At 66.4% G+C, this 13,135-nt stretch carries 8 protein-coding genes; 6 read left to right on the forward strand and 2 right to left on the reverse strand.

Annotated elements, in window-relative coordinates:
* Positions 1-97: 97 nt before the first annotated feature.
* The 6 genes from ACSFA8_RS01555 to ACSFA8_RS01580 all read left to right on the forward strand — a co-directional run bounded on the left by ACSFA8_RS01555 (position 98) and on the right by ACSFA8_RS01580 (position 9,147).
* Entirely contained in the window at positions 98-1,324 is a 1,227-nt protein-coding gene (locus tag ACSFA8_RS01555; protein ID WP_435477768.1) for an efflux RND transporter periplasmic adaptor subunit, read from the forward strand.
* Between the two features lie 14 nt (positions 1,325-1,338).
* A complete protein-coding gene (locus ACSFA8_RS01560) occupies positions 1,339-4,581 on the forward strand; it encodes an efflux RND transporter permease subunit (RefSeq protein WP_435477769.1) in 3,243 nt (1,080 codons plus the stop codon).
* 29 nt (positions 4,582-4,610) lie between these two features.
* Entirely contained in the window at positions 4,611-6,080 is a 1,470-nt protein-coding gene (locus ACSFA8_RS01565; RefSeq protein ID WP_435477770.1) for an efflux transporter outer membrane subunit, read from the forward strand.
* Between the two features lie 107 nt (positions 6,081-6,187).
* Positions 6,188-7,810 (forward strand): sensor histidine kinase, encoded by a 1,623-nt coding sequence (locus ACSFA8_RS01570; RefSeq protein ID WP_435477771.1) that lies wholly within the window; start codon positions 6,188-6,190, stop codon positions 7,808-7,810.
* Between the two features lie 10 nt (positions 7,811-7,820).
* Positions 7,821-8,504: a response regulator transcription factor gene (locus ACSFA8_RS01575; protein WP_435477772.1), complete on the forward strand. Its 684-nt coding sequence runs from the start codon at positions 7,821-7,823 to the stop codon at positions 8,502-8,504.
* 205 nt (positions 8,505-8,709) lie between these two features.
* Positions 8,710-9,147 carry an SgcJ/EcaC family oxidoreductase gene (locus tag ACSFA8_RS01580; RefSeq protein WP_435478433.1) on the forward strand — a complete coding sequence of 146 codons (438 nt, stop codon included), beginning with the start codon at positions 8,710-8,712 and terminating at the stop codon, positions 9,145-9,147.
* Between the two features lie 114 nt (positions 9,148-9,261).
* Here the strand turns inward: ACSFA8_RS01580 and ACSFA8_RS01585 are convergent, their stop codons facing one another.
* The gene (locus tag ACSFA8_RS01585; protein ID WP_435477773.1) at positions 9,262-9,732 is read right to left on the reverse strand and encodes a type IV pilin protein; all 471 of its coding nucleotides are present in this window, start codon (positions 9,730-9,732) and stop codon (positions 9,262-9,264) included.
* Entirely contained in the window at positions 9,714-13,133 is a 3,420-nt protein-coding gene (locus tag ACSFA8_RS01590; protein ID WP_435477774.1) for a PilC/PilY family type IV pilus protein, read from the reverse strand. Before ACSFA8_RS01590 ends, ACSFA8_RS01585 begins: the two co-directional genes overlap by 19 nt.
* Positions 13,134-13,135: the final 2 nt, after the last annotated feature.

Here is a 13,135-nt window from a genome sequence, read left to right on the forward strand (position 1 = left end):
CGCACTCCTTCCGACTTCCGCTCACCGGTGCCGAAACGCACCGGCGAGCTCCGTGCATCCCGAATTCAGCGTCTTCAGGTCTCTTCAAGGAATCATCATGAACAACAAGCAACTGCTCTCCCTGTCCCGCCGTGGCCTGTGGCCGGCCCTGACCGGTGTCACGGCGATCGCCGCCGTGGTCGCCGCGCTGTTCGGCCAGCCGGTCTCCAACGCCGAAAGCCCGCCGGCCGCGCCGCCGGCCACGCCGGTGTCGGTCGCGACGGTTGCGGCCACCGACATCACCGCCTGGGACGAGTTCTCGGGCCGGCTCGAAGCGGTCGAGCGCGTCGACGTGCGTTCGCGCGTGGCCGGCGCCGTGCAGGCGGTGCACTTCAAGGAAGGCTCGCTGGTCAAGCAAGGCGAGCTGCTGATTACCATCGATCCGGCGCCTTATGCCGCCGATGTGGATCGCGCCGAAGCCCAGGTCGCTGCCGCGCAGGCCCGCGTCTCACAGGCGCAAAGCGAGCATGTGCGCGCCAGCCGCCTGTGGGACGAACAGGCCATCGCACAGCGCGAGCTCGACGAGCGCGGCAACGCCAAGCGCGAAGCCGAGGCCAACCTGCGTGCCGCGCAGGCCGCGCTGCAAACCGCGCGCCTGAGCCTGGGCTACACCCAGGTCAGGGCGCCGGTGGCGGGCCGCATCGGCAAGCTCGAAGTCACGGTTGGCAACCTGGTCGCGGCCGGCCCCGGCGCGCCGGTGCTGACCACGCTGGTGTCGGTGAGCCCCATCTACGCGAGCTTCGATGCCGACGAGCAGGTGATCGGCAAGGCGCTGAAGGATCTGCCCGGCGGCGCCAGCGCACGCACCTTGATCGGCCAGATTCCGGTGCAGATGGGCACGGCGGCGAGCAACGGCACGCCGTTCGAAGGCAGGCTGCAACTCATCGACAACCAGGTCGACGCGCGCAGCGGCACGGTGCGCGTGCGCGCCGCCTTCGACAACAAGGACGGCGCCCTGATTCCGGGCCAGTTCGCCCGCATCCGCATGGGCCAGGCCCGCAGCACGAACGTGATGCTCGTCAGCGAGCGCGCCATCGGCACCGACCAGAACAAGAAGTTCGTGATGGTCGTGAACGGTGACAACAAGACCGAGTACCGGGAAGTCACGCTGGGCGCGCCGGCCAACGGCCTGCGCGTGGTAACCACCGGTTTGAAGACCGGCGAGCGCGTGGTCGTGAACGGCCTGCAGCATGTGCGCCCCGGCGCGCTGGTGGCGCCGAAGTCGGTGCCGATGGACGCGACCGCGCAGGCCCCCGCCGAGCGCAAGGTCGCGTCGAATTCCTGAGCTGAAAGCGGATCATGAATCTCTCCAAATTCTTCATCGACCGGCCGATCTTCGCCGGCGTGCTGTCGGTGCTGATGGTCATTGCGGGGCTGATCGCCCTGCGCGGCCTGCCGATCTCCGAGTACCCCGAAGTCGCGCCACCCTCGGTGGTGGTGCGCGCCCAGTACCCCGGTGCCAACCCGAAGGTGATTGCCGAAACCGTTGCCACGCCGCTCGAGGAATCGATCAACGGGGTCGAAGGCATGCTCTACATGGGCAGCCAGGCGACCACCGACGGCGCGATGACGCTGACCGTGACCTTCCAGCTCGGCACCGATCCCGACAAGGCGCAGCAACTGGTGCAAAACCGCGTCTCGCAAGCCGAGCCGCGCCTGCCCGAGGAAGTGCGCCGGCTCGGCATCACGACCGTCAAGAGCGCACCCGATCTCACGATGGTGGTGCATCTGGTGTCGCCGAACGACCGCTACGACATGAACTACCTGCGCAACTACGCGGTGCTGAACGTCAAGGACCGGCTCGCGCGCATCCAGGGCGTCGGCCAGGTGCAGATCTTCGGCGGCGGCGAGTACTCGATGCGCGTCTGGCTCGATCCGCAGAAGGTCGCGCAGCGCGGCCTCTCGGCCAGCGACGTGGTCGCCGCGATCCGCAGCCAGAACATCCAGGCTGCGGCTGGCGTGGTCGGTGCGTCGCCGGGGCTCTCGGGGGTCGACATGCAGTTGTCGATCAATGCGCAGGGCCGTCTGCAGAATGAGGAAGAGTTCGGCGACATCATCGTCAAGACCGGCACCGACGGCGCCGTGACCCGGCTGCGCGACATCGGCCGGCTCGAACTCGGCGCGGCCGATTATTCGTTGCGTTCGCTGCTCAACAACGACCCCGCGGTCGGCATGGGCGTGTTCCAGGCGCCGGGCTCCAATGCGCTCGACATCTCGGCCAACGTGCGCAAGACCATGGACGAGATCACGAAGAACATGCCCGAAGGCGTGGAGTACCGCATCGCCTACGACCCGACGCAGTTCGTGCGCGCCTCGATCGAATCGGTGCTGCACACCCTGCTCGAAGCCATCGCGCTCGTGGTGCTGGTGGTGATCCTGTTCCTGCAGACCTGGCGCGCCTCGATCATTCCGCTGCTGGCGGTGCCGGTCTCGGTGGTCGGCACCTTCGCCGTGCTGCACCTGCTGGGCTTCTCGATCAACGCGCTGAGCCTGTTCGGGCTGGTGCTGGCGATCGGCATCGTGGTGGACGACGCGATCGTGGTGGTCGAGAACGTGGAGCGCAACATCGAGGCCGGCCTCACGCCGCGCGAAGCGACCTACAAGGCCATGCGCGAAGTGTCCGGGCCAATCATCGCGATCGCGCTGGTGCTGGTAGCCGTGTTCGTGCCGCTGGCCTTCATCAGCGGCCTCACGGGCCAGTTCTACCGGCAGTTCGCGGTGACGATCGCGATCTCGACCGTGATCTCGGCGATCAATTCGCTCACCTTGTCGCCCGCGCTCGCCGCCTTGCTGCTGCGCGGCCACGACCAGCCCAAGGACGCGCTGACGCGCGGCATGGACAAGGCATTCGGCTGGCTGTTCCGCGGCTTCAACCGCTTCTTCCATCGCGGCTCCGAGGCCTACAGCGGCGGCGTCAAGGGCGTGATCTCGCGCAAGACGCTGATGCTGGTGATCTACCTGGCGCTGATCGGCGTCACCTTCGGCCTGTTCAAGGCGGTGCCCAGCGGCTTCGTGCCGGCGCAGGACAAGCAGTACCTGATCGGCTTCGCGCAGCTGCCGGACGGCGCCACGCTGGATCGCACCGAAAACGTGATCCATCGCATGGGCGACATCATGAAGAAGAACCCGAACGTGCAGGACGCCATTGCGTTCCCGGGCCTGTCGATCAACGGCTTCACCAACAGCTCGAACTCGGGCATCGTGTTCGCCACCTTGAAGCCTTTCGACGAGCGCAAGCGCGCCGACCAGAGCGGTGGCGCGGTGGCGGGGCAGCTCAACCAGGCGTTCGCCGGCATCCAGGACGCGTTCATCGTGATGTTCCCGCCACCACCGGTGGCGGGCCTGGGCACCACGGGCGGCTTCAAGCTGCAGATCGAAGACCGCGCCTCGCTCGGCTACGACCAGATGGACGCCTCCGTGAAGGCCTTCATGGCCAAGGCTTCCAAGGCGCCCGAGCTGGCCGGCATGTTCACCAGCTGGCAGGTCAACGTGCCACAGCTCTATGCCGACATCGACCGCACCAAGGCGCGCCAGCTCGGCGTGCCGGTGACCGACATCTTCGACACCATGCAGATCTACCTCGGCAGCCTGTATGCGAACGACTTCAACAAGTTCGGCCGCACCTACAGCGTGCGGGTGCAGGCCGATGCGCCCTACCGTGCGCGGGCCGAAGACGTGGGCTTGCTGAAGGTGCGCTCCAACACCGGCGAAATGGTGCCGCTGTCGGCGCTGATGAAGGTCAACTCCAGCTTCGGCCCGGAGCGCGCCATGCGCTACAACGGCTATCTTGCGGCCGACATCAACGGCGGCCCGGCACCCGGCTATTCGTCGGGCCAGGCGCAGGACGCGATCGAGCGCATTGCCAAGGAGACGCTGCCCCAGGGCATCAGCTTCGAGTGGACCGAGCTCACCTACCAGGAAATCCTGGCTGGCAACTCTGCGTTCCTCGTGTTCCCGCTGGCGATCCTGCTGGTGTTCCTGGTGCTGGCTGCGCAATACGAAAGCCTGACCCTGCCGATCGCGATCATCCTGATCGTGCCGATGGGCCTGCTGGCCGCGATGACCGGCGTCTGGATATCGGGGGGTGACAACAACGTCTTCACGCAGATCGGGCTGATCGTGCTGGTGGGGCTGAGCGCGAAGAACGCGATCCTGATCGTGGAGTTCGCACGCGAGCTGGAGTTCGCGGGCCGCACCCCGGTGCAGGCCGCGATCGAAGCGAGCCGGCTGCGGCTGCGCCCGATCCTGATGACCTCGCTGGCCTTCGTGATGGGTGTGCTGCCGCTGGTGCTGTCGACCGGTGCCGGCGCCGAGATGCGCAGCGCCATGGGCGTGGCGGTGTTCGCCGGGATGATCGGCGTGACGGCCTTCGGCCTGTTCCTCACGCCGGTGTTCTACGTGGTGCTGCGCCGCCTCGCGGGCAACCGGCCGCTGAAGCTGCATGGCGCGGTGCCGCACGTGACCGAAGCCTTCGCGCCGCCGGCCGGCGGTGGCGGCCCGCTGCACGCGCAGCCGGCTGCGCCGCGCCCATCGCACGAATGAATGAACGAGCGACACAAGGAGTCCAGACCATGACAACGAATCGCATTTCTTCCACCTTGCGCAGCGCCTTGCTGCCGCTGGTCGCCGCCCTGGTGCTGGCCGGTTGTGCGTCGACGGCAGAGCTGTCGTCCGGCGTCACCACGCCGGTGCAGTTCAAGGAAAACGCCTCGGCCAAGGTGGCGGCCACGGCCGCAACGCCGGCGCAGGCCGACGGCGCCTGGTGGCGCGCCTTCAACGACAGCGCGCTCGACGCGCTGGTCGAACGCGCCGCCGTCAACAACACCAGCGTGCAACAGGCGGCCGCCCGGCTGGCCGAAGCGCGTGCCATCGCCCGCACCGTCGATGCCGACCGCTCGGTGCAGGTCGGCCTTGGGGCAGGGGCCAACCGCGGCGCGGGGCTGGACCGCGGCAATGGCAGCAAGACGCCGGGCACGCTGATCACGGCCGGCGCCAATGTCTCGTGGGAGCTCGACCTGTTCGGCCGGCTCTCTGGCGCCAGCAATGCGGCGGCGCTCGATGCCGGCTCGCGCGAGGCGCTGCTGCGCAGTGCCAGGCTCGCGGTGCAGGCCGAAGTGGCGCAGAGCTACCTGGCGCTGCGCGCGCTCGACGACGAACGCGCGATCGTGCGCGAAACGGTCGAGGCCTATCGCGGCACCTTGAGCCTGACCGAGCGCCGCTTCCGCGCCGGCGACCTGGCTGAGCTCGACGTCGCCCGCGTCCAGACCGAAATGGCCTCGACCGAATCCGACGCGCTCACGCTGGACCGCCAGCGTGCCCAACTCGAACACGCACTGGCCGTGCTGACTGGCGATGTCGCCTCGCAGTTCGAACTGCGGGGCGCTGACTGGACGACGACCTTGCCGTCGATCCCGGCTGGTCTGCCCTCGACCGTGCTGGAGCGCCGACCCGATGTGGCTGCTGCACAAAGAACGATGCAGGCCGCGCAGTCGCGTGTCGGCGTTGCCAAGGCCGCCTGGTTCCCGAGCATCGCGCTCACCGGTGCCGGCGGCTATGCATCGACCGACCTGGGCGACCTGTTCAAGTGGTCGGCCCGCTCATGGGGTGTCGGCGCGCTGCTGTCGCTGCCGCTGCTCGATGGCGGCCGACGCGAGGCTGGCGTGCAGGGCGCCTCGGCGCAGCTCGACGGCGCATTGGCGAGCTACCGGGAGCAGGTGCTGGTGGCGTTCAGGGAAGTGGAAGACCAGCTCTCGGCGCTGCGCCTGCTCGAAGAACAGTCGGCGGTGCAGGCCCGCGCCGTGGCCTCGGCCAGGCGTGCAACCGTGCTGAGCGACGCGCGCTACCGCAACGGCTACGTGAGCCAGCTCGACCTGCTCGACGCGCGCCGCAGCGAACTGCGCAACCGGCGCCAGGCGCTGCAGGTGAAGTCGGCCCAGTACCAGGCGACGGTGGGGCTGATCCGCGCGCTGGGCGGGGGCTGGGAAGCGCCGGCGGTGGTGGGCGAGGTGGCGGGGAAGTCCGTCGTCTCGGCCGCGCGGTAAATCTGCGGTCGCTGGGGGCGGGGCATTCCGCAAGCAATCCTTGTCCCGCCACCTTGCGTTAATTTGTTGTTCATGCATCGGCACGTGCTGCGACGCTACAGTGCCGCATGTTTCGCCTTCGACTGTCACTCGCGTTCGCTGCGCTTGTCGCGCTGGTTTGCATTCAGGCCGCATTCGTCTACTGGGGCGCGAACCGTGTCAACGACTACGCGCAGCACAGCCGGCTGGCCAGCGACATCCTGTCGGAACTGCTGGAGCTGTCGGCCAGCAAGCAGCGGCTGCGCGTCTGGGCCTCCCAGCAGCTGATGGATGCGAACGCATCGCCCGAGGTGCGCGACAGCCTGCTGGCGCGCATGCAGACCAGCACGGAGACGCTCCGAACCCTCGCGCGCCGCGATCTTTCCTTGTGGAGCGAAATCGCGGCACTTGAAGAGGTGCCGATACCGCCCGAAGTGGGCCAGCTCGTTGCCATGAGCGAACTGCTCGACGACAACATCGCCTCTGTCCGGGCGCGGCTGTTGCGGTTGGCGCCGCTGGAGCGCGGCGCCGAGTTCGCCAGCGTCTGGCAGGAACTCAACGGAGTGTTCGATGTGGCACGCGGCCGCGACCTGCGCGAGCTGATCAATGGCGCCATCGAACGACAGCGCAACGTGATGCCCGTTGCCCGCGCTGCGACCGAGCGCGGCCTGGATCGGTTGCGCCAGCAGACCATCGGCCTGGCGGCCCTCACGCTGGCTGCAGCCGTAGTGCTCGCGCTGTATTTGAACCGGCGGCTGCAGCGGCCGCTGGATCACCTGCTCGAAGGCACGCAGGCCTTGCGCGCCGGTGCACTCGACCACCGCATCGCGCTCGGTTCGCGCGACGAGTTCGACCGCGTCGCCGAGCACTTCAATGCCATGGCAGCCGAACTGCAGCGACACCGGCACGACGCCGATGCCGCGCGTCGTCGGCTCGAGGATGCCGTTCTGGAGCGCACCAGCGAGCTGAGCGCTGCGCACCAGACACTGCAGCAGATCGACCAGCGTCGCCGCCAGCTTCTCGCCGACCTCAGTCACGAGCTTCGCACGCCGGCCACGGCGATCCGCGGAGAGGCGGAGATCGCCTTGCGCGGCGCCGACAAGCCGCCGCCCGAGTACCGGGAGACGCTGACGCGCATCGTGGGCGGCGTGAAGCAACTCACCGGCGTGATCGACGATCTGCTTCTGGTCGCCAGGGCCGAAGCCGATCAACTGGCGATGCGGTTCGGCGCGGTTGACCTCGCGGAACTGCTGGGAGACGCCACCGAAATGGCTGGCGCGCTGGGCGCACGGCACAACGTGCGCGTTCTGCTTGAAGCACCGGGTGCCGACCTGCCCGCGGTCACGCTCCAGGCCGATGCCGATCGTCTTCGGCAGGCCCTTGTCATCGTGCTCGACAATGCGGTGCGTTACTCGCGCACCGATGGGACTGTGCGGGTGAGCTGGCTGTTGACCGACAGCCGCGTGCAAGTGCTTGTGGTCGACGAGGGGATCGGGATCGATGCGGACGAGTTGCCGACGGTGTTCGAGCGCTTTGTCCGTGGCCGTCGCGCCCGCGTGCACAGGGCCGAGGGAACCGGTATCGGGCTGTCGATCGCGCAGACCATCGTGCACGCCCACCATGGCCATATCGACATAGAGAGCGTCCCCATGCAGGGCACCACGGTGCGCATCGAGTTGCCCTGCCTGTACAGTCCCTCCCTCTCATCGTGACGCGGGAATCATGAACATACTGGTGGTCGAAGACGACATGCGTGTCGCCGACTTTCTGTTGCGGGGGTTGCGTGCCGAGGGTTACCGCGTGCAGCTCGCGCGCACCGGGCCCGAAGGCCTCGAACTCGCGCGCAACAGCGATCTGTCTCTGCTTCTGCTGGATCTGATGCTGCCCGGCCTTAGTGGCCTGGAGTTGTGCCAGACGCTGCGTGCCGAAGGCCACCACGTGCCGGTGCTGATGCTGACCGCGCTGAGCGAAACCGAGGACAAGGTCAGCGGCCTGCGCCTGGGAGCCGATGACTATCTCACCAAACCCTTTGCGTTCGAGGAACTGCTGGCGCGCATCGAGGCCTTGCTGCGTCGCGGCCGGGAGCAACGGCCAAGAGCCACCACGCTGCAGGTGGCAGACCTCGTGCTCGACCGGGAACGCATGCAGGTCACCCGTGCCGACAAGCTCGTCCCCCTGACTGCCAAGGAGCTTGCATTCCTAGAGCTGTTGATGACGGCTCCGGGCCGCGTCTACAGCCGCGAGCGCATCCTCTCCAATGTCTGGGGTACCAACGAAGACCCCCTCACCAACATCGTCGACGTCTATGTCAGTCGCCTGCGTGCCAAGGTCGACGATGGCCATTCCGTTCAGTTGCTGAAGACGGTGCGCGGTGTGGGCTATCGGCTGGATGCCGCGCCGGGCTGAGGCAGTTCATCCGATGTTCATGTGCGCGTCACCCCGGATTCATGGTGGACTACAGGTGGCGTTCATGTAGAGACCGAAGAATGAAGTCCTGTATCGCAAACGCGATGCAGCACCGGAAATCCCGGTGATCGACTACCCATTGCAAAAGGAAAACTCCATGAATGTGCTTCGTACGCTCTCCCTCTCGGCAACGACGGCGGCGGTTATGGCCATTTCAACCACTGCCTTCGCCCAGGCGCCGGCCGCGGCGATCTGCGCACCGGTAACCGAGCCACAGATCGCGGCGTTGTTCGACCGCTGGAACGACTCGCTGCGCACGCTGGATGCCGACAAGGTCGTTGCCAACTACGCTGTCGACGGCGTGCTGCTGCCGACCGTTTCGAACAAGCCGCGCACGAACCCGGCGGAGATCCACGACTACTTCGTCAAGTTCCTGAAGAGCGCGCCGCAGGGCACGATCAATCAACGCATCATCAAGATCGGCTGCAACGTGGCACAGGACGTCGGCACCTACACCTTCAAGTTCAAGGACGGAAAGAAGGTGGATGCCCGCTACACGTATGTCTACGAGTGGGTGAACGGCCAATGGCTGATCGCGCACCACCACTCTTCGGCAATGCCCGAGGTCGTCGCAGACCATTAAAAAAATGCAAGAAAAAGCCCCGCTGTGCGGGGCTGTTTTCCAGGCGAGGCGGGCCTACTGCTTGCGTCCCGCCACCGCCTTCTCGGCCTTTGCCTCTGTGCCTTGGCCCACACTTCACCAGCATTCGGCAGCACTCAGGGTTCCGCTACTGCTTTGAGCGCCCAGTTGGTCGATCGTGTAGGTGCCGCACAGCGTGTCGGCAGCTTGCGCGCCCACCGGTGTCGCGGTTGCAGTGAATCCCGTGGCCGATGCGACAGTGACGTTGAGCTGATAGTAGGCCGTGCTGCTGGTCAGCACATCGATGGGAAAAGTCCCGCCGTAGCCCAGGTTCGCCGCCGTGCTGGCATAGGTGTTGTTGATAGTGAAGAAGCGCTCCTCCCGCGCCGCCAGGTCCAGCAGCGCGGTCTTGGCATCGCTGCGGCGGGACTTCTGGATCTGGCTCAGGTACGACGGATAGGCGATGGCTGCCAGGATCGCCACAACTGCCACCACGATCATGAGTTCGATCAAGGTGAACCCCGCGCTGTTGCGAGGGGTGCCCTTGGAGAAGTCGAGAGTTTTCATGATCAGCGCAGCCGGATCCACGTGAGCCGCCCGCCCTTGCCGTTGGCTGCAGGGTTGATCTTGGTGACGACGCCCGTGCCGTCGGTTGTCTGTTGCACGAGGTTGGGCCACTTGTTGGCCGTGACGATCGACGGGGTGCCGGTGGCACTCAAGCCGATGCCACTCACGATGCCACCGTTGTACGTGACGAAGTTGCCGTTCTGGTCGCCGAAGAACGAGGCCTTGGGCGCCCCGCCGCTGTCCAGCGACACCGCCATCGTGTAGCCCGATGCCGGCTGCGTGCCGCAGGTCAAGGCCTGCGACACGGCGGGGATGGTGGTATTGACCAGGAACATGCTGTAGGCCGTGGTCGGGCTGTAGATCACCTGCTCGTTGCCGGTGCTCGGCAGGGGCAGCGTCCAGCCGAACTGCGTGTTGGCGCTGGCGCCGCCGCTGCAGCTGCTCGACCCCTTCCAGCACACCTTGTTGTTGCTGAGCGTGCGGTAGCCGGAAATCGAACCGCTGCCGGGCGCCGTGGCCGTGATGCTCTGGGTCTGCAGCGTGGTGCTGTTAACCGTCTGCGGGGCGGAGAGGGAGGCATATTGCGCCGATGCCCCGGCCTTGGCGTTCCAAGCGCTCATGTTCCAGTCCCACACGCCATACAGAGCCTGGGCACCGGTCGCATAGGTGGCTGCACTGGTTTGCGTCTGTGGAAACTGCCGGCCTGTGCCGAAGCTCACGACCACGCCCGATTGGCCTGACGGGCCGATCCCCTGGATCGATGAGACCGTCACCCGGGTCGTGATCGGCTGGCCCGCGGCCGTCTTGAAGATCGGTGCCGCAGAAGCCGCCCACGAGGCCGGATTGGAGCTCGTCAGGTCGAAGCGCCATACATTGCCCAGCGCATCGCCACCGTAGACGTAGTCGGTCACATGATCCCCGTCCAGATCGGCCGAGGCGACGTAGGCCATGCCGTTGCGGGCCGTGATCGTGCTGCCGCTCTTGGCCGGGCCGGCGCCGGTATCGATGAAGCGGAAAGTGATGGCGCCGGTGGCCGGATCGACCAGCATGATGAACAGCCCCGCAGTGCCGGTGCTGCTGTTCAAGCCGTTGCCGAACAGCGCAGCCCATTGCCCGTTGTGCAGACGGCGAATGATGGGCGTCCCGTAGGTGCTGCCCAGGTTGTTGCCGCAGGTCGCGTTGCCGACGCAGGTGATTGCGCCTGCGCCCGTGCCCGAAGTCCATTCGCCCCGCACCAGCGAACTCGCATTCGCCTCGGAAAACTGCGTCGGATCGGTGACGTCCAGCGCGTAGATCACGCCATTGGCGATGGAGGTCTGGTCCCCGATCGGTCCGGTGGCGTTGCCGCCGGGCCCGACACCGCCCACCAGCCACGTGTGCCAGGCGCCGCTGTAGTAGAGGTCGCCGGTGCCGGGCGTGGCGTCGGTATAGAGGTCGTGGGAGTACTGCGTCGAGCTGAAATCCAGTGCCGGAGTGGTGGAGTGAATGAGGTTCAGGATTGCCGCGGGGATGTACGCCACAACCTCGTTGCCATCGTTCGTCGTGTTGACGAAATTGCCGTTCGCGTCATAGGTGCCGCTGCGAAAGCCGTGCAGGAAGCCATCGTTGGCGCCGATGTAGACCACATTCTGGCGACCGCCTTGGGCCGTGGCTGCCGTCGTGCCGGCGAACGCGGCATAGCTGCCCGCTGCTTCGGGGGCGGTGCTGGCCGGGAACAGCGCGTCTTGCCAAGGCCCGTTGTTGGGCAGCGACGGCGGCCCGACCCAGGTCGGGCTGGAATCGATGATGTCGCCGAGCATGCCGGATCGCGCGCGCAACGTGCCACCGGTATTGGTCAACTCGTTGCTCCGGTCGCCCCGCAGGTATCGCAACCGGATGTCGGTCTGACTTGCATCGCCCGCCGTGAGCGCCGTCTTCTGGGCGGTGGTGAGCTGGCTCCACTGAAAAGGAATGCCTGCGGTGCCGTTCCAGGTCAGCATGTTGCGGCTGCTCGAACCCTGCGCGGTATTGGTGTTGTTCGTCGCCTGACAGCTGCCGCCCGTCAGCACGCAACTCGCATCCCAGTTGGCCACCGGATTGATCGACACGATTCCGGTGGTCGGATCGCTTACCAGGTCCTGCGCAGTCATCTCGCCCCATGAGTTGGTCGGATGGTAGTAGGCCAGGTACACCTGCGCGCCGGCCTCCACGCGCGCCGACTGCTGCAAGTTGGTGCCGGCGGAACTGCTCGACTGATTCGCGGGCCCCGCCTTGAAGCAGGTGATCTCGTGCACGTTGCTCGAGCCCCCGGTGCCGCCCGAGAACCCGAAGCGGAATGAAGCCGGCAGTGGGCCATTGGAGTCGGTGATCGATTGCTTGTTGACTACTGTTTGCGCCGTGCCGCCGTTGACGCTATAGGACATGCTGAGGAGGCCATCCTGGGTGATCTGCAGTCCGTAGGTGATCGGCGTGGCATTGCCGCGCAGGGGCAGGTTCAGGCCCTCCTGATTCGAGATGGAGACGCCCGACGGCAGGTCGCTGTACGCCGTTCCATTGAGCAGCAGTGGATAGTCGGGCAACGGGGTCGTGGTGGCAACCCCGGTTGGCCCCGTGGTGGTGGTGGAGCAATTGTTATTGTTCTTGCAGGTCGTCGTTGTCGTGATGCTGTAGTCCATCACCTTGCCGCTCTGGCACGTCGCTTTGACTGCGGCGGTTTGCTGGCTTGCGGTGAGTGTCGAGGGGTAATGAACCGGATCGAGGGCGTTCAACGATGCCCACGTGATGTTGCCCGCGCCTCTCAAGCTGATGCGGCCGGCCTTGAAGCCGGGGCCTGTGCTGGTGTTGTCCGCGGGGTTTGAGAAGTTGCCGTATTCGTCGATGCCGACGCCCAGGTATCCGCCCACCACGCCCTCGTACTGGCTGTTCACATTGGAGCAGCTGTAGCCCAGGCTGCCGCCGAGGCCGCCGACGGAAGGCGCCTGCGAACCATCCGCCAGGAAGAAGCTGATGCCGTCGGCACCGGTGCCGTTGTTTCCGTCGCCGCCGTAGGTGGCTGTGGTGAACGTGACCTGCAGGCCCTGGTTGGTCGGGAAGGTGAAATTCGACACCACGGCACCCGTCTGGTTGTCGCCATTCGAGCCGCCGTTCGTCGTATCGCCGTTGGTCAGGCGCAGGGCCCCGGAGCCCACGGCATCGGGCAGGCGGCCGTTCGTTCCGCCGACGAGCAGCGAGTTCCTGCTCGTGTAGTACGTCAACTTCCCGATGCACGCCGGGATGGAACCGGTGTCGTTCCCCGCAGTCAGGCACGCACCGTTGAGCGCCTGCCAGTTATAGGACGACGAAGCCCCTGTGAGTGTGTCGCTGATGATCAACTGCGCATGGACCGACCAAGGTGCGCCGGCAAGCAAGCAAAGCAGTCCGCCCAGGAATTTCCGCATATTCATTC

The sequence above is a fragment of the Variovorax nitratireducens genome (assembly GCF_051216545.1).
In the GTDB taxonomy this organism is placed as follows: Bacteria; Pseudomonadota; Gammaproteobacteria; order Burkholderiales; family Burkholderiaceae_C; genus Variovorax.